A 16,533-nucleotide genomic window follows, 5' to 3' on the forward strand; every position below is an offset into this window, starting at 1 on the left:
CGCGCTCAGGCCAAGGTTTAGCCGTTAGATTTTTGGTGAATTGAAGGTCGCCTTCGCGAGCAGGCTCGCTCTCACATTGGATCGGCGGCGAACACAAAACCTGTGGGAGTGAGCTTGCTCGCGATGGGGCCGGTCAGACCAACCCGGCACTTACCAGTAACTCCTCCAGCGCCAGCAAGTCAGGCACTTTGGCCACTTGCTCCCCCACCTGCACCGCCGCTTGCTCCAGCGGGCACAACGGCACGTCGACATAACTCAACTGGCTATCGAGCTTGTACGACCGCGGAATCCCCTGCACCAGCAACGCAATGAACTTCAACTCTGTCCGCCCGCCCAGCGCATTGAGAATCACGATCCGCGCCCGCTCGCCGATCACGACTTTATTACCGCATGCCGATTCAAAACTCAGCAACGGAATTTGCCGGTCGCGCCACGTCACCAGCCCCAGATACCACGGCGGCGTATCCAGATCGAACGCCCCCGGCTGATAGTCGATCAGCTCCGCCACCGCGACGTTGGGCACGATCAGGTTGCGGTCGGCCAAGGGCAGTAGCAGGCCGGTGAGGTTGTTGGTGCGCTGGTAAAAATGGTCATCAAGCATGGGACTTGCTCCACAGGGCGATGCTTTCCAGCAGCACCGATTCCTGGTACGGCTTGCCGAGGTAATCGTTGACGCCGATGGCCATCGCGCGGTCGCGGTGTTTCTGCCCGGTGCGCGACGTGATCATGATGATCGGCAGGTGCTGCAAACGCTCGTCGGCGCGCACCTGGGTCGCGACTTCGAAGCCGTCCATGCGTGGCATCTCGATGTCCAGCAGCATCAGGTCCGGCAGGTGTTCTTCGAGCAGCAACATGGCGTCGACCCCGTCCTTGGCGGTCAGCACGTTCATGCCATGGCGTTCGAGCAAACGACTGGTGACCTTGCGCACCGTCACCGAGTCATCGACCACCATCACCAGCAAGGGTTTGTGAGGTTCGACTTCGCTGTCCTGGGTCAACACCTGCTGCGGCACAGGTGCCTGCATGGCGCGGATCGGCGCCAGCAAATCAAGAATGAGCACCACACGGCCATCGCCCAGAATCGTCGCGCCGGACAAGCCCTGCACCGCCGCAAACTGCGGGCCGAGGCTTTTCACCACGATCTCGCGGGTGCCGGCCATGGAATCGACTTGAACAGCAATTTGCCGCTCGTTGCATTGCACCAGCAATACCGGCAACGGCAGGCTTTGCCCCAGCAGTTTCGGGCGGGTGCTGGTTTTCAGAAGCTCGCCGAGGTAGCACAGTTCGTAGTCCTGCCCGGCGTAGTTGTACCGGGGAGGATCGAGTCGGTAATGCCCTTCCAGTTCATTGGGCAGCACACGGACGATGCCGTCGATGGTATTCAGCGGGATCGCATATTGATCTTCAAAGCACTGCACCATCAGCGCGCGGTTGACCGACACGGTGAACGGCAGGCGAATACGGAAATGCACACCCTTCCCGGGTACAGAGTCGATGATCATCGAGCCACCGAGCTGGCGAACTTCTTCATGGACCACGTCCATGCCGACGCCACGCCCGGAAATCTGGGTGATCTTCTCGGCCGTGGAAAACCCCGGTTGCAGGATGAACTGCAAGACGTCGCGATCACTGATCTCGGCATCGGCCGCCAGCAAGCCGCGCTTGATCGCCTTGCGTCGCACTGCATCCAGCGGTACGCCGGCACCGTCGTCGCGGATGTCGAAAATCATGTCACCGCCCTCGCGGGACAAGTCGAGTGTGATCCGCCCCTTGGCCGGTTTTCCGGCCGCGACTCGCACCTCCGCCGATTCCAGACCGTGGTCCACAGCGTTGCGCAGCATGTGTTCCAGCGGCGGCGCCATGCGTTCGAGCACGTTGCGGTCCATCTCGCCTTCAGCGTTGCCGACGATGAATTCCACGTCCTTGCCCAGTTCGCTGGAGACCTGACGAACGATGCGCTTCAAACGCGGCAGCATCCGCTCGAACGGCACCATGCGCGTGCGCATCAGGCCTTCCTGCAATTCGGTATTGATGCGGCCCTGCTGTTGCAGAAGGTTTTCCGCGTCCTGGTTGCGCCGGTCGAGGGTTTCCTTCAGGTCCAGCAAGTCAGAGGCCGACTCGAACAGCGCACGCGACAGTTGCTGCAATTGCGAGTGGCGGTCCATTTCCAGCGGGTCGAATTCTTCGTAGCCCTGGCGTTCGGCGTCGACTTGCTGGCGGCTGAGAATGCGCCCCTGGGTTTCGGTATCAAGCCGGCGCAATTGGTCGCGCATCCGCTCGATGGTGGTTTCCATCTCGCTCAGGGTGACCTGTGCATCGTTGACCTGCTGCTCGATACGGCCCCGGAAGATTGACGTCTCACCGGCCAGGTTGACCAGGTCGTCGAGCAGTTCCGCCGAGACCTTGACCATGTCGGCGCCCGCTTCGGCTTGCGGCACGGGCGTCTCGGGTTTGACGGCAACGGGCGCCACAATGGCCGGTTGCAGCACCGCCGGGTGACTGAAGTTCTTGATCGCGTCGATCAAGCGGTCGGCGGGCGGCAATGGTTGCCCGGCGCGGGTCGCATCGAGCATCTGCGCCAACCGGTCGTGACTGCTTTGCACCAACATGAACAACGCCGCGCTCGGTTGCAGCGCGCCCGCCGAGAGGCTTTCGTAAAGAAATTCAAGCTCATGGGCAAGGTCGCCAATCGGCGCGATTTCGACCATTCGCGCGCCGCCCTTGAGCGTGTGCAGGTCACGCAGCAGGGTTTCAATTTCCTGCCGGCTCGACGGTTCGGCCTGCCAGCGCACGAGCGCGGCACCCGAGTTTTCTATGATGTCGAAACCTTCCTCCAGGAAGATCTCCAGCAACTCGGGATCTTGCCCCGGCGAATCCTTGACCGACGCAGACTCCGCAACTTCGGCGGCGTTGGCGTTGCCCTGACGAAACTCGCGAATCGCCTCGATCAGCTCGCCCGGGTTCCCCAGCGATTGCTGATTCTGCAACTGCTCAAGAAACACCGCGAGCCGGTCATGGCTCTGTTGCAGCAACTGCGCCAGGGTTTCACTGTGGTTGTAACGGCGGTCCACCAAGCCTTCGTAAAGGCTTTCCAGTTCATGGGCGAGGTCGCCGACCGGCTGGACTTCGGCCATCCGCGCCCCACCCTTGAGGGTGTGCAAATCCCGCTGCAAGGACAACAGCGGCGCGGCGTTGTCCGGGTCGCTCAACCAGCGCTGCAGCGCCTGGCCGGCGCTTTCGAGGATATCCATCGCTTCTTCAAGGAAGATCGAAACGATTTCGTCATCCAGATCCACCTGGGTCGCCGCTTGCTCCAGTTCAGCGGTGGCGCTGCCCAGCTCGCGGATGCTCAGGGTACGGCTGCCATCGCTGCGAATCAGGCCCATGGCGGACGGATCCAGACTTTCGTCGAGCAAACCGCGCAAGGCCCGGATACGTTCCGGCTGCGGGCTGATTTCCTGGCCAGCGGCCAGTTCATCCAGCATGTTGATCAGCGCTTCGTGAGCCTGTTGCGCCTCATGAAAAAACCGCTCACTGACCGCCAGGCTGCTCTCTTCCACCGCGCCATACAGGTCGAGCAAGGCTTCGCAGAGTGCGTCCACCGGATGCAGGTCAGCGAGGTGCGCGCCTTCGCCGAGGGTGGTCAGCTCATCGAGCAGCGCGGTCAGCTCCTGACGCTCACCAGGATGCTGTTGCCAGCGCTGCAACAGGCTTTCGGCGTCCAGCAGGATGTCCATGCCCTGGGACAGAAAGTTGTTGATTAGCTGCGGATCGCGCTTGGTTCGCGGCGCGGTATTGGGCGTGCTCGACTGCTTTTGCAAATGTTCAGCGAGCAACGCCCGGGTTTGTTCGATCAATGGGCCGGCGCCGCGTATCTGCGCCAATGGATCCGTCTTGAGTTGTCGCAACCCGAGCCGGAACAACCCTTCGGCTTCCAGCAATAGTTCGACTTCGTCCAGATCCAGTGCAATCTGGTGCGCCTTGTACTCGCGGGCCAGTTGATCCAGTGCCGTTGCCAGTTCGGCAATCGGCAAGACGCCGGCCATCGAGGCACTGCCCTTGAGCGTGTGCAACGCCCGCTGCAACTCATCGCTGGCCTGAAGCGGCACATGCTCGGCGGCCTGATCGAGAAAGCGGTTGAGGCTGGCCAGATGGGTTTCAGCTTCTTTGCGGAAGATCTCCAGCAACAGCGGGTCAAGGGCCGCGACGTCCTGGGTATCTTCATCGCTGGCCGGCGCATCGCCCTTGGCAAGTGCATGTGCGCGCGCGGCCAATTGGTCGACATCATTTCGCTGACGCTGGGCATTGCCGGCGTATTCGGCTACCAGCTCCGGCAGCAGATTCAGTGCTTCGGTAAGCAGTTGTTGCACGGCGGCCCCAGGCGCGATGCTGTCCTCCAGCACACGGTTGAGCAGGTTCTCCACCGCCCAGGCCAGCTCGCCCAGCACCAGCGCCCGGACCATCCGGCCACTGCCTTTCAACGTGTGGAAGGCTCGGCGTACCTCACTCAAGGCCGACTTGTCATCCGGGTTGACCGCCCAGCGCGGCAAGTATTCCTGGAGAATATCCAGAACTTCATCGGTCTCTTCGAGAAAGACTTCGCGCAGCTCATCGTCAACCGGCTCTTCACCGGCGGGCGGCGGCAACAGACTGCCCGGGGTGTTCAGGGCGGGCGGGTTGACGGACGACACGGGGTTGGCCAGCACATCGGCCAGCGACTGTGCGATCTCGGGGTCATCGAGTTCCTGCATCTCCTGCATCACCCGGGCTTCACTCGGGCTGAGCACATCGTCGAGCATCGGCACTTGCAATTCGCTGGGGAAAAAACCGAGCGAGGCCAAACTCTTTTCGGCGACATCGAGCAGTTGTTCGCCCGGTGCTTCAGGATCATCGCCAAGGCGCTCCAGGTAATACTCGATGCTGGTCACGACGTCGGCCAGGCTGTCCAGCTCCTGCCAGTCGGGCTGGTCCGGCTCCACCAGCAAATGCTCGCGGATGAAGTGATTGCAGGTTTCGATCAGGCTCGCCGCACGGCTCAACGGGATCATCGACAAGGCACCGCGCACCTGGGTCAGCAAGGCCGGCAATGCCTGCAAATGCTGGCGATCCCAGTCGGCATCGATGTAGTCGACGATCATGTCCTTGGCTTGTTGCAGGCAGATACGCGCTTCGCGAATGACGATCTGGTGGATCTGCGTCAGATCGGTGGTCGGCAGGCGGCTTTCTTCCTGGCTCTCGGGCTCTACCGTGCCCATCATGCCGGACAGATTGGCTTCGACGTAGAGCAAGGCGCCCGCGACGTCCATGAGGATCGCGTCGTTGGGTTCGCGCTGGCCCTGAGCCAGGCTCAGCACCACCGCCAGTTGATCGATGATGACTTTGCGCGGCTGACCAAACCCCAGCACCGCCAGGGTGTCGGCGATTTGCCGCAGCGGCGCCAACAGGCTTTCGAGGTCCGAGGTGTGCTGACGGTCGCTGCGCACGAACAGGTCCAGGCGTTCCTTGACCCGCACCAGCTCTTCACAGAGCGCAGCCAGCACCGAGCGCATGGCATCGCGGTCGGGACCGGCCAGCCGTGCCCGTTCTTCATCGACCATCGCGCTGTCGGGCAACGCATCGTCCAGTGAGTAGCGATCTTTCATGGTCAGCATCTGCCCGGTGGGATGGTCGGCCTTGGCAATGTAGAACAGCAAACTCTTGAGCAGCTCCGGCGGTGCCGGTTGATTGATTGCGTGGATGCCTTGTTCGAGCAAACGCTTGAGTTCTTTGTCGGCGTCCTTGAACAGGCTGCGCAGCGCCGGGCTGTTGGCGATCACGTCTGTGCGCATGCCTTCGACCAGTGCCGAGGCGACTTGCCACAGCGGGCTCAGGGGCGCATCAGCGCATAACCCTTCAAGGCGTGAAAAAACCTTGGCCAGATAATTAAAATGGGTGTCGTCATCCTGTTCCCGCAGCAACCCGACCAGCGCCATTTGCAGCATCTGCCGCAATCTGCGCAGCACATTGGCAAAATCCGCAGGCTCCAGCAGGGCCAGCGATGCGTCGTCCAACGGCGGCAGCTCCACCAGTTGCGGACTGAACAGGCTGGTTTCCGAGAGCAGGGTGTCCCCCCGTGCACTGCGCAAGTCGTTGAGCAGCGGCAACACCACCAAGGGCAGGTCACGGCGCGCACCTTGCACCCGGTCGAGATAAATCGGCAGTTGTCCGAGGGCTTGCATCAACAGGTGCAGCGCCTCGTCACGATGGCTGACGCGGTTGTGCTGCAAGGCGCTCGCCAGTTGTTCCATCTCTTCGGCGAGCAGGGCCGCACCGTAGAATTCGACCATCTGCAAACTGCCGTGCACCTGATGGATGTAGGCCAGGCAATCGCTCAGGGCGTACAACGCCTGCGGGTCATCAAGCAGGGTTTCGATTGCTTGATGGGCCTGCTTCAGCGTTTCGGCAATCTCGCCTTTGACCCATTCGAGGGCCACATAGTCGTGCCGATCACCCATAACCACTCCAGTCCCTACACCAATCAAAAATCATATGCCTGTGGACGGTTCACGCTTTATCCGCCGCCTGTACCTTGGCGGCCGGCAAGGTGAAGCCGGACACCGAACGCCGCAGCTGACTGGCCATTTTCGCCAGGTTGCCGATGCTCTCGGCGGTGGCGGTGGAGCCGGACGAGGTCTGCGAGGTGATCTGTTGAATCACATTCATCGTCAGGGAAATCTGTCCGGCCGAAGAGGTCTGTTGCTGCGCTGCGTTGGAGATACTCTGGATCAACGCGGCGAGGGTCTTCGATACACCTTCGATTTCTTCCAGGGCCACACCGGCATCCTGCGCCAGCCGCGCACCACGCACCACTTCGGTGGTGGTCTGTTCCATGGAAATCACCGCTTCGTTGGTGTCGGTCTGGATCGCTCGCACCAGGGTTTCGATTTGCCGGGTCGCGGCGGACGAACGCTCGGCCAGGCGCTGGACTTCATCGGCCACCACCGCAAAACCGCGCCCGGCATCACCGGCCATCGACGCCTGGATGGCGGCGTTGAGCGCGAGAATGTTGGTCTGATCGGCGATGTCATCGATCAGGCTGACAATATCGCCGATTTCTTGCGAGGACTCACCCAGACGCTTGATGCGCTTGGCCGTGTCCTGAATCTGCTCGCGAATGTTGTCCATGCCGTGGATGGTGTTGTGCACCACCTCGTTGCCCTTGTTGGCAATTTCCACCGAGCGCTCCGCCACCGCCGAAGATTCAGCGGCATTGGCCGAGACCTGATCGATGGACTGGGCCATGTCGTTAATGGCCGTGGAGGCTTCGGAAATCTGCTGTGCCTGATGTTCTGAAGCCTGCGCAAGATGCATGGCGGTGGCCTGGGTTTCCTGCACGGCGGCAGCCACCTGGCCGGCGGTCAGGTTGATGGTCGCCACCAGGTCGCGCAATTGGTCCACGGAGTAGTTGATCGAGTCGGCAATGGTGCCGGTGAAGTCTTCGGTCACCGAAGCCGTGACGGTCAAGTCGCCGTCGGCCAGGTCTTCGATTTCGTCCAGAAGCCGCATGATCGCGTTCTGGTTACGTTCATTCTTCTCGGCGGTTTCCTGCAGCTGGCGGTTGGTTTCGCGAACCATCACCAGGCCGATCAGGATGATCGACATCAGTGCCAGCAGACCCAGCACGTAACCGCCGATGGTGTCGACATTGCGCCCGTCGGCGAGGTTTTCGAAACCGATGGCCAGGTGCGAGGCTTCGTCGAGCAGGGTTTGCGACAGGGTGAAAATGTTGGTGGCTGACTCACGGACCTTGAACAGTTCGGGCGAGGTTTCGAGGATTTCATCCACCGAGCCGGAGACGAATTCGAACAGTTCGGAAATCTCGCTCAACCGGGCGCGGGCATCCCGGTCTTCGACCTGGCTGATCCTCAGCGCCACGTTACCCTGAAGCATGCCGTTGAGAACCAGGCCAAAACGCGCGGCGTCACGACCGAAAGCATCGGCGGCCTGCTGCGAGTTTTCGTCGCCGGACAGCACCATATTCACCGCGCCCAAAATGCGCTCGGCCAGCAGCGATTGACGCTGGGCCACCGCAACCTGAGCAGCCGGAGCCCCACGTTGCAGAAGGATTTCGACGACTTTTTCGTACTCGACCTGCAACTGCGGCACGGTTTCGGCCAGGGTCGCGGCGACTTGATGCAGCGACAGCACGGTCTGCTCGCTGGTGAGGATCGCGTCGGTGTTTTTCAGCAAGCGCTCCCAATCGAGCTGCACGGCGCGCATTTCCGGGCGTACGGTGGACGGCGCTGGCGGCAGGCCAGTGGCCGGATCACCCTTCTTCAGGTAACCCCAACGCAGCGCAAAGTCATTGCGCGCATCGCTGAGCAATTTGAACGCAGCCGCTTTGCCGGCGGCGGCTTCGGTGGCATTTTTGGCGATGCGCTGGGACAGCACGCGCAGTTCACCGGCATGGCCGATGTACTGTTTGTCGTACGTGGCCTGGGTGTTGAGGTAAGCGAAATTGGCGAACAGCAGCATGATGAACACGATCAGCGCGATAAAAAGCGCGACGATCTGCGAGCGGCTGCGCGATCCTTCTGGCTTGCCTGTTTTTATTTTTATCATCGGTCCTCGCCTGTTAACCAACACCCTTTGATGCTTGCCGAAAACCCTGTGGGAGCGAGCCTGCTCGCGATTCAGGCGCCGCGGTGTCTCAGCAACACCGCGTTATCGTTCAATCGCGAGCAGGCTCGCTCCCACAAGGGTCCGGGTTTATAGCGCGACATGCATAAAGCTTTGCGACTGCGCCAACGCAAACGGGCTGAACACTTGCCAGGTCTGCTCACGCTGGAACCGGCCCTTGACGAACGCCGACATTGGCCCGGTCCAATGATCTACCGGTTCCAGGCTATCCTGGGCAAAGTGCTGCAAACCGAAGACTTCGTCGACCAGCAACCCGGCAAACACCTCGTCATGCTCCACCACCAACACCCGCCGCTGCTTGCGCGCCGCCGAGACTTCGTGGCCAAAAAAACCGTACAAGTCCATGATCGGCAGCAATCGCCCACGCAAGTTGGCCACCCCTTTGACCCAGGGTTTGACGCCCGGCAATTGGGTAAAACGCGGTTCATGCAGGACTTCGCTGACTTCGCCCATCGGCGCGACGTACCAATCCTCGCCCAAGCGAAAACCGATACCGCTCCAGCTGTCCTGCCGCGTCGGCTGCGACGGCAGATCCGCCGCCAGCAAGCGACAGCGCTGGTCGATTTGCAGCAGCAGTTCAAAAGCCGTCAACGACTCGCTCATGGCCGGGCGATCAACCGGCCAACACGTTGTTCAGGGTTTTGATCAGGGTTTCTTCATCGACCGGCTTGGTCAGGTAGTCCTTGGCGCCCTGGCGGGTGCCCCAGACCTTGTCGGTATCCTGATCCTTGGTGGTGATGATAATCACCGGGATGTGCCCGGTGTCCGGGTCTTTGGTCAGCTGGCGAGTCGCCTGAAAGCCGTTGAGACCGGGCATGACGATGTCCATCAGCACCGCGTCGGGTTTTTCCTGACGGGCCAGGGCCACGCCGTCGGCGCCGTTTTCGGCTTTCAACACTTCGTGACCGTGCTTTTCCAGCATGCCGGTCAGTTTGTACATTTCAGTCGGCGAATCATCGACGATCAGAATACGTGCCATGGTCTTCCCCATTCTTGTCGACGCCGGGCCCGCTGGCCGAGCGTCACTTTGCGTGTCCTACTGCGGCAAAACGGCGGCGAAGCCCGGAATGTGGGCCTGGATCGCGTTCAGCAGCTCTTCCTTGCTGAAAGGCTTGGTCAAAAACTGGTCGGAACCAACGATGCGCCCCTTGGCCTTGTCGAACAGCCCGTCCTTGGACGACAGCATAATCACTGGCGTGGACTTGAACGCACTGTTGTTCTTGATTAAAGCGCAGGTCTGATAGCCATCCAGACGCGGCATCATGATGTCGACAAAGATGATGCCGGGATGGTTATCGGCAATCTTGGCCAGCGCATCGAAACCGTCGATGGCCGTAATGACTTCACAACCCACATTCTTCAACAGCGTTTCGGCGGTGCGACGAATCGTCTTCGAATCGTCGATCACCATGACCTTCAAGGCGCTGGAATGCTGATCCATAAATGCTCTACCGTCGCCTTTGCGAAACAAATTGTCCGTTTAAGGGTAATCGCTGGCTCGAAACCCTTTACGATCAAGGGCCGGCACGGCATGGCAGCCTTTTTAGCACAGTCTCCAAATGCAATCTATCGGCCGGTCTTTGCGGTGGTTTTTCCTTGACCGGGAACACACTGAGCGCCACTCTGACGCCACTTTTTCATGTCCTTTCGGACCAGCCATTTTCGAGGAAAAACCCATGAGCGTTCGCGTCGGGATTGTCATGGATCCTATTGCCAATATTTCCTATAAAAAGGATAGCTCGCTGGCCATGCTGCTGGCTGCGCAGAAGCGCGGCTGGGAACTGTTCTATATGGAACAGCGCGATTTGTATCAGGGCGAAGGTGAAGCACGGGCGCGGATGCGGCCGCTGAAGGTGTTCGCCAACCCGGAAAAATGGTTCGAGCTGGGCGATGAAAGCGATGCGCTGTTGAGCGATCTGGACGTGATCCTGATGCGCAAGGATCCGCCGTTCGACATGGAATTCGTTTACTCCACCTACCTGTTGGAGCAAGCCGAGCGCGCCGGCGTGCTGGTGGTCAACAAGCCGCAAAGCCTGCGTGACTGCAACGAAAAGCTGTTCGCCACGCTGTTCCCGCAGTGCACGCCGCCGACCGTGGTCAGCCGTCGCGCCGATGTGCTGCGTGAATTCGCCGCCAAACACGGCGACGTCATCCTCAAGCCACTGGACGGCATGGGCGGCACTTCGATCTTCCGTCACCGTGCTGGCGACCCGAACCTGTCGGTGATTCTGGAAACCCTGACCGCGCTGGGCGCCCAGCAGATCATGGGCCAGGCGTACCTGCCGGCGATCAAGGATGGCGACAAGCGCATCCTGATGATCGATGGTGAGCCGGTGGATTACTGCCTGGCGCGCATTCCCGCCGCCGGTGAAACCCGTGGCAACCTCGCGGCCGGCGGCCGTGGCGAAGCCCGCCCACTGACCGACAAGGATCGCTGGATTGCCGCTCAAGTCGGCCCGACCCTGCGTGAGAAAGGCCTGTTGTTCGTGGGCCTGGACGTGATCGGCGAACACCTGACCGAAATCAACGTCACCAGCCCGACCTGCATTCGCGAAATCGACAATGCCTTTGGCACCGATATTGGCGGCCTGCTGATGGAGGTCATTGAGAAGAAGCTGCAAGCTTGAAGCTGCGTCTCTACAGCTTGTCGCTTGAAGCTTGCGGCTTGAAGCTAAAAACCAACATTGCGCTATCATGCCGAGCCCATAAAAACGCGATGTTGGTTTTTCTGCCATGACTCTCCCGTCCGATCTGCCCGCTGAACTCGCCCATCGTGGCGTGCGCCCGGCTGATCGTCTCGGTTTTACCCTGTTTCTGGCGGCGTTGATCCATTTAGCCTTGCTGTTGGGCGTCGGTTTTACGATGGTCGAACCCCAACAAATCAGCAAAACCCTGGAAATCACCCTCGCCACCTTCAAAAGCGAAAAGAAGCCCGAAAAAGCCGACTTCCTTGCCCAGGAAAATCAGCAGGGCAGCGGCACCCTGGATAAAAAGGCGATCCCCAAGACCACCGAGGTCGCGCCGTTCCAGGACAACAAGGTGCAAAAAGTCACGCCGCCGCCCGCTGCCAAGCCTGAAGTGCAGGAAGCGGCGCCCAAGGCTGCCGTGACCACCGTCGCACCCAAACCGAAAAAAGCCCCTGCCAAGAACGAAGAGGTCAAACCGCAAACCAAACCTGCGGTCGCTGCACCGACGTTCGACAGCTCCCAGTTGTCCAGCGACATCGCCAGCCTCGAAGCGGAACTGGCCAATGAACAACAGCTGTACGCCAAACGCCCGCGTATCCACCGCTTGAGCGCGGCCTCGACCATGCGCGACAAAGGTGCCTGGTATAAGGACGAATGGCGCAAGAAGGTCGAGCGCATTGGTAACCTCAACTACCCCGACGAAGCCCGACGCCAACAGATCTACGGCAATTTGCGGCTAATGGTTTCGATCAACCGCGACGGCTCGCTGTATGAAGTGCTGGTGCTGGAGTCGTCCGGGCAACCGCTGCTGGATCAGGCGGCGCAGCGGATCGTCAGGCTCGCGGCACCCTTTGCGCCGTTTACCGGCGATCTTTCGGACATCGACCGCCTGGAAATCATCCGCACGTGGAAGTTTGCCCGTGGGGACAGACTCTCCAGCAACTGACACCACCAATAATCCCCTGTGGGAGCGAGCCTGCTCGCGAATGCGGCATCACATCCAGCATCGAAGTGTCTGACAGACCGCAATCGCGAGCAGGCTCGCTCCCACAGTTAATCTGTATTGTTGCTGGCATTTGAGGCATTTCCTGTGCATCCCCAGCTTGTCAGTTCGCCCCTCCAACGCCACACTATCGCTCATGAAAAACGTCAGCCCCAGCTACCTCAAGCATCACTTCCTGATCGCCATGCCTCATATGGCCGACCCGAACTTTGCGCACACCTTGACCTACATCGTCGAGCACACGGCCAATGGTGCCATGGGGCTGGTGATCAACCGCCCGCAAGACCTGAGTCTGGCCGACATTCTTGAGCAACTGCGCCCGGACATCGAGCCGCCGGCGCTGTGCCAGCATGTGCCGATTTTCATGGGCGGCCCGGTGCAGACGGATCGTGGCTTTGTCCTGCACCCAACAGGTCAGACTTATCAGGCGACCGCTGATCTGGAAGGCGAACTGTCCTTGTCCACTTCTCAAGACGTGCTGTTCGCCATCGCCGACGGCGTGGGTCCGGCGAAAAGCCTGATCGCCTTGGGTTACGCTGGCTGGGAAGCCGGGCAGCTGGATGCCGAACTGGCCCAGAACGCCTGGCTGACCTGCCCGTACGACGCCGACATCCTGTTCAACACCAGCAGCGAACTGCGCCTGGAAGCGGCGGCCAAACATTTGGGCGTCAACCTCAGCCTGCTCACCAGCCAGGCGGGGCACGCCTGATGGCCCTGCGCCTGATTTTGGGTTTTGACTATGGCACCAAGCAGATCGGCGTAGCGGTCGGGCAGGTGATTACCGGCCAGGCCCGCGAGCTGTGCACTTTGAAGGCTCAGAACGGTGTTCCCGACTGGAATCAGGTCGAAGCCCTGATTAAAGAGTGGAAACCCGATGCGGTGGTGGTCGGCCTGCCCTTGAACATGGACGGCACCCCGAGCGACATGTGCCTGCGCGCGGAAAAGTTCGCCCGCCGCCTGAACGGCCGCTACAACCTGCCCTTCTATACCCACGATGAACGCCTGACCACGTTTGAAGCCAAGGGCGAGCGACGTGATCGGGGCGGGCAAAAAGGCAGTTACCGCGACAACCCGGTGGACGCCATCGCCGCCGCCCTGCTGCTGCAAGGCTGGCTCGACGAAAACAGCGCACTGTTCGAGTCCTGAAACAACGAATCCTCAAGAGCCGCTGCAAGCGACTCTTTATAGCGACAACCCGAGCCAACACACAAGCAACATCGGCTCGGGCCCAAGAAGGAGCTACCATGAGCCTGCCCAATCCCGCCGAACTGATCAGCCAGATGGCGATCCGGCTTGACGCCCACCTGGCCAAACGAGGCATCAGCGAACCGCGTTACATCGGTATTCGTACCGGCGGTGTCTGGGTCGCCCAGGCCTTGCTCGATGAAATGGGCAGCGACTCGCCGCTCGGCACCCTGGACGTGTCCTTCTATCGCGACGATTTCAGCCAGAGCGGTTTGCACCCACAGGTTCGCCCGTCTGCACTGCCGTTCGAAATCGAAGGCCAGCACCTGGTGCTGATCGACGACGTGCTCATGAGCGGCCGGACCATCCGCGCGGCGCTGAACGAACTTTTCGACTACGGCCGCCCGGCCAGCGTAACGCTGGTCTGCCTGCTGGACCTGGACGCCGGCGAGCTGCCGATTCGCCCGAACGTGGTGGGCGCGACGCTGTCGCTGGCCGCCCACGAGCGGGTGAAACTGTCCGGTCCCGAGCTCAAGCTTGAGTTGCAAGACCTCGCCCTTTAATCCGCCCTATTGAGAGTCCCCTCGCGATGACGCCTCTAGAAACCAAGCGCCCGCTGCAGCTCAATGATCAGGGCCAGCTGCGCCACTTCCTCTCGCTCGACGGTTTGCGCCGCGAGTTGCTGACGGAAATCCTCGACACTGCCGACTCGTTCCTCGAAGTCGGCGCCCGGGCCGTGAAAAAAGTCCCGTTGTTGCGCGGCAAGACCGTGTGCAACGTGTTCTTCGAAAACTCCACCCGCACCCGCACCACCTTCGAACTGGCGGCCCAGCGGCTGTCGGCGGACGTGATCACCCTGAACGTGTCGACCTCGTCGGCGAGCAAGGGCGAAACCCTGCTCGACACCCTGCGCAACCTCGAAGCCATGGCTGCCGACATGTTCGTCGTGCGCCACGGTGACTCCGGTGCCGCACACTTCATCGCCGAACATGTCTGCCCGCAAGTGGCAATCATCAACGGCGGCGACGGCCGTCACGCGCACCCGACGCAGGGTATGCTCGACATGCTCACCATCCGTCGACACAAGGGCGGTTTCGAAAACCTCTCGGTGGCCATCGTCGGCGACATCCTGCACTCGCGGGTGGCACGCTCGAACATGCTGGCGCTGAAAACCCTCGGTTGCCCGGACATCCGCGTGATCGCGCCGAAAACCCTGCTGCCCATCGGCATCGAGCAATACGGCGTGAAGGTCTACACCGACATGGCCGAAGGCCTGAAAGATGTGGACGTGGTGATCATGCTGCGCCTGCAACGCGAACGCATGGCCGGCGGCCTGCTGCCGAGCGAAGGCGAGTTCTACCGCCTGTTCGGCCTGACCACCGCCCGCCTGGCCGGGGCCAAGCCGGATTGCATCGTCATGCACCCGGGGCCGATCAACCGCGGGGTGGAGATTGAGTCGGCGGTGGCCGACGGCCCGCATTCGGTGATCCTCAACCAGGTCACCTACGGTATTGCGATTCGTATGGCCGTGCTGTCCATGGCCATGAGCGGGCAGACTGCGCAACGTCAATTCGAGCAAGGCCAATTCGAGCAGGAGAACGCCCAGTGAAGCTCAGTATCCTCGGCGCCCGCGTGATTGATCCAGCCACTGGTCTGGATAAAGTAACTGACATCCATATTGAAGCCTGCAAGATCATCGCCCTTGGCGCCGCTCCGGCCGGTTTCGTTGCAGTAGACACCATCGACGCCAAAGGCCTGGTGGCGGCCCCCGGCCTGGTTGACCTCAATGTCGCCCTGCGCGAGCCGGGCTACAGCCGCAAAGGCTCGATCAATAGCGAAACCCGCGCGGCGGCGGCCGGTGGCGTGACCAGCTTGTGCTGCCCACCGAAAACCAAACCGGTGCTGGACACCTCGGCCGTGGCCGAACTGATCCTCGACCGCGCTCGCGAAGCCGGCAACACCAAAGTCTTCCCGATTGGCGCCTTGAGCAAAGGCCTGGACGGCGAACAGCTTGCAGAGCTTGTTGCCTTGCGCGACGCTGGCTGCGTGGCCTTCGGCAACGGTCTGGAGAGCTTCCGCAACACCCGCACCTTGTGCCGGGCGCTGGAATACGCGGCGACGTTCGACCTGACAGTGATTTTCAACTCGCAAGACCACGACCTGGCCGAAGGTGGCCTGGCCCATGAAGGCCCGACCGCCAGTTTCCTCGGCTTGCCGGGCATTCCGGAAACCGCTGAAACCGTGGCCCTGGCCCGGGACCTGCTGCTGGTCGAGCAGAGCGGCGTGCGTGCGCACTTCAGCCAACTCACCAGTGCTCGCGGCGTGGCCCTGATCGCTCAGGCACAAGCGCGCGGGCTGCCGGTGACCGCCGATGTCGCCCTGTACCAGTTGATCCTGACCGATGAAGCCCTGATCGACTTCAGCAGCCTCTATCACGTACAGCCGCCATTGCGCACCCGCGCCGACCGCGACGGCCTGCGGGAAGCGGTGAAATCGGGCGTGGTCTCGGCCATTTCCAGCCATCACCAACCGCACGAGCGCGACGCCAAACTGGCACCGTTCGGCGCTACGGAGCCCGGCATCAGCAGCGTTGAATTGCTGCTGCCGCTGGCGATGACACTGGTGGAGGACGGCTTGCTGGACCTGCCGACGTTGCTGGCGCGTTTGAGTGCCGGGCCTGCCGAGGCGCTGCGTTTGCCGGCCGGCAAGCTGGCGGTGGGTGGACCGGCGGACATCGTGCTGTTCGACCCGGCGACGTCAACCGTGGCCGGTGAGAACTGGCGATCCAAGGGTGAGAACTGTCCGTTTATTGGGCATACCCTGCCGGGTGTAGTGCGTTACACCTTGGTGGATGGGCGGATTAGCCACCAGGCGTAACCCTGCACCGATCGTTCCCACGCTCTGCGTGGGAATGCAGAAAGGGACGCTCTGCGTCCCGAAAGCGGACGCGGAGCGTCCGCAGAGGCATTCCCACGCAGA

13 protein-coding genes are annotated in these 16,533 nt (G+C 61.3%); 7 read left to right on the forward strand and 6 right to left on the reverse strand.

Annotated elements, in window-relative coordinates; translation table 11 throughout:
- Window positions 1-133: 133 nt before the first annotated feature.
- The 6 genes from PMI22_RS16565 to pilG all read right to left on the reverse strand — a co-directional run bounded on the left by PMI22_RS16565 (window position 134) and on the right by pilG (window position 10,120).
- Complete coding sequence (locus PMI22_RS16565) at window positions 134-601, reverse strand: chemotaxis protein CheW (RefSeq protein WP_007945483.1); 468 nt, start codon at window positions 599-601, stop codon at window positions 134-136.
- Window positions 594-6,494, reverse strand: coding sequence for an Hpt domain-containing protein (locus PMI22_RS16560; RefSeq protein WP_007945484.1), 5,901 nt, complete (start codon window positions 6,492-6,494; stop codon window positions 594-596). Before PMI22_RS16560 ends, PMI22_RS16565 begins: the two co-directional genes overlap by 8 nt.
- 49 nt (window positions 6,495-6,543) lie before the next feature.
- Entirely contained in the window at window positions 6,544-8,601 is a 2,058-nt protein-coding gene (locus PMI22_RS16555; protein ID WP_007945485.1) for a methyl-accepting chemotaxis protein, read from the reverse strand.
- A gap of 147 nt (window positions 8,602-8,748) precedes the next feature.
- Window positions 8,749-9,282 (reverse strand): chemotaxis protein CheW, encoded by a 534-nt coding sequence (locus PMI22_RS16550; protein WP_007945486.1) that lies wholly within the window; start codon window positions 9,280-9,282, stop codon window positions 8,749-8,751.
- A 10-nt stretch (window positions 9,283-9,292) separates the two neighbouring features.
- Window positions 9,293-9,658: a twitching motility response regulator PilH gene (gene pilH / locus PMI22_RS16545; RefSeq protein WP_007945487.1), complete on the reverse strand. Its 366-nt coding sequence runs from the start codon at window positions 9,656-9,658 to the stop codon at window positions 9,293-9,295.
- 57 nt (window positions 9,659-9,715) lie between these two features.
- Window positions 9,716-10,120, reverse strand: coding sequence for a twitching motility response regulator PilG (gene pilG / locus PMI22_RS16540; RefSeq protein ID WP_007945488.1), 405 nt, complete (start codon window positions 10,118-10,120; stop codon window positions 9,716-9,718).
- Window positions 10,121-10,355: 235 nt separating this feature from the next.
- On the opposite strand from pilG, the gene gshB reads away from it, so the two are divergent.
- From gshB to PMI22_RS16505, 7 genes are all read left to right on the forward strand, one after another.
- Window positions 10,356-11,306 carry a glutathione synthase gene (gene gshB / locus PMI22_RS16535; protein WP_007945489.1) on the forward strand — a complete coding sequence of 317 codons (951 nt, stop codon included), beginning with the start codon at window positions 10,356-10,358 and terminating at the stop codon, window positions 11,304-11,306.
- Window positions 11,307-11,412: 106 nt separating this feature from the next.
- Window positions 11,413-12,312, forward strand: a complete 900-nt coding sequence (locus PMI22_RS16530) for an energy transducer TonB (protein WP_007945490.1) — start codon at window positions 11,413-11,415, stop codon at window positions 12,310-12,312.
- Between the two features lie 193 nt (window positions 12,313-12,505).
- Window positions 12,506-13,078, forward strand: coding sequence for a YqgE/AlgH family protein (locus PMI22_RS16525; RefSeq protein ID WP_007945491.1), 573 nt, complete (start codon window positions 12,506-12,508; stop codon window positions 13,076-13,078).
- Window positions 13,078-13,515, forward strand: a complete 438-nt coding sequence (gene ruvX, locus PMI22_RS16520; protein WP_007945492.1) for a Holliday junction resolvase RuvX — start codon at window positions 13,078-13,080, stop codon at window positions 13,513-13,515. The genes PMI22_RS16525 and ruvX overlap by 1 nt, the downstream gene beginning before the upstream one ends.
- 98 nt (window positions 13,516-13,613) lie before the next feature.
- Window positions 13,614-14,117 carry a bifunctional pyr operon transcriptional regulator/uracil phosphoribosyltransferase PyrR gene (pyrR, locus tag PMI22_RS16515; protein ID WP_007945493.1) on the forward strand — a complete coding sequence of 168 codons (504 nt, stop codon included), beginning with the start codon at window positions 13,614-13,616 and terminating at the stop codon, window positions 14,115-14,117.
- 26 nt (window positions 14,118-14,143) lie between these two features.
- Window positions 14,144-15,163, forward strand: a complete 1,020-nt coding sequence (locus tag PMI22_RS16510; protein ID WP_007945494.1) for an aspartate carbamoyltransferase catalytic subunit — start codon at window positions 14,144-14,146, stop codon at window positions 15,161-15,163.
- Window positions 15,160-16,431 carry a dihydroorotase gene (locus PMI22_RS16505; protein WP_007945495.1) on the forward strand — a complete coding sequence of 424 codons (1,272 nt, stop codon included), beginning with the start codon at window positions 15,160-15,162 and terminating at the stop codon, window positions 16,429-16,431. Before PMI22_RS16510 ends, PMI22_RS16505 begins: the two co-directional genes overlap by 4 nt.
- Window positions 16,432-16,533: the final 102 nt, after the last annotated feature.

The sequence above is a fragment of the Pseudomonas sp. GM21 genome, assembly GCF_000282215.1.
Taxonomy (GTDB): domain Bacteria; phylum Pseudomonadota; class Gammaproteobacteria; order Pseudomonadales; family Pseudomonadaceae; genus Aquipseudomonas.

Coding starts and splice junctions, on each gene's coding strand:
- PMI22_RS16565 (WP_007945483.1), bottom strand. CDS start 601: ATGCTTGATGACCATTTTTACCAGCGCACCAACAACCTCACCGGCCTG.
- PMI22_RS16560 (WP_007945484.1), bottom strand. CDS start 6,494: ATGGGTGATCGGCACGACTATGTGGCCCTCGAATGGGTCAAAGGCGAG.
- PMI22_RS16555 (WP_007945485.1), bottom strand. CDS start 8,601: ATGATAAAAATAAAAACAGGCAAGCCAGAAGGATCGCGCAGCCGCTCG.
- PMI22_RS16550 (WP_007945486.1), bottom strand. CDS start 9,282: ATGAGCGAGTCGTTGACGGCTTTTGAACTGCTGCTGCAAATCGACCAG.
- pilH (WP_007945487.1), bottom strand. CDS start 9,658: ATGGCACGTATTCTGATCGTCGATGATTCGCCGACTGAAATGTACAAA.
- pilG (WP_007945488.1), bottom strand. CDS start 10,120: ATGGATCAGCATTCCAGCGCCTTGAAGGTCATGGTGATCGACGATTCG.
- gshB (WP_007945489.1), top strand. CDS start 10,356: ATGAGCGTTCGCGTCGGGATTGTCATGGATCCTATTGCCAATATTTCC.
- PMI22_RS16530 (WP_007945490.1), top strand. CDS start 11,413: ATGACTCTCCCGTCCGATCTGCCCGCTGAACTCGCCCATCGTGGCGTG.
- PMI22_RS16525 (WP_007945491.1), top strand. CDS start 12,506: ATGAAAAACGTCAGCCCCAGCTACCTCAAGCATCACTTCCTGATCGCC.
- ruvX (WP_007945492.1), top strand. CDS start 13,078: ATGGCCCTGCGCCTGATTTTGGGTTTTGACTATGGCACCAAGCAGATC.
- pyrR (WP_007945493.1), top strand. CDS start 13,614: ATGAGCCTGCCCAATCCCGCCGAACTGATCAGCCAGATGGCGATCCGG.
- PMI22_RS16510 (WP_007945494.1), top strand. CDS start 14,144: ATGACGCCTCTAGAAACCAAGCGCCCGCTGCAGCTCAATGATCAGGGC.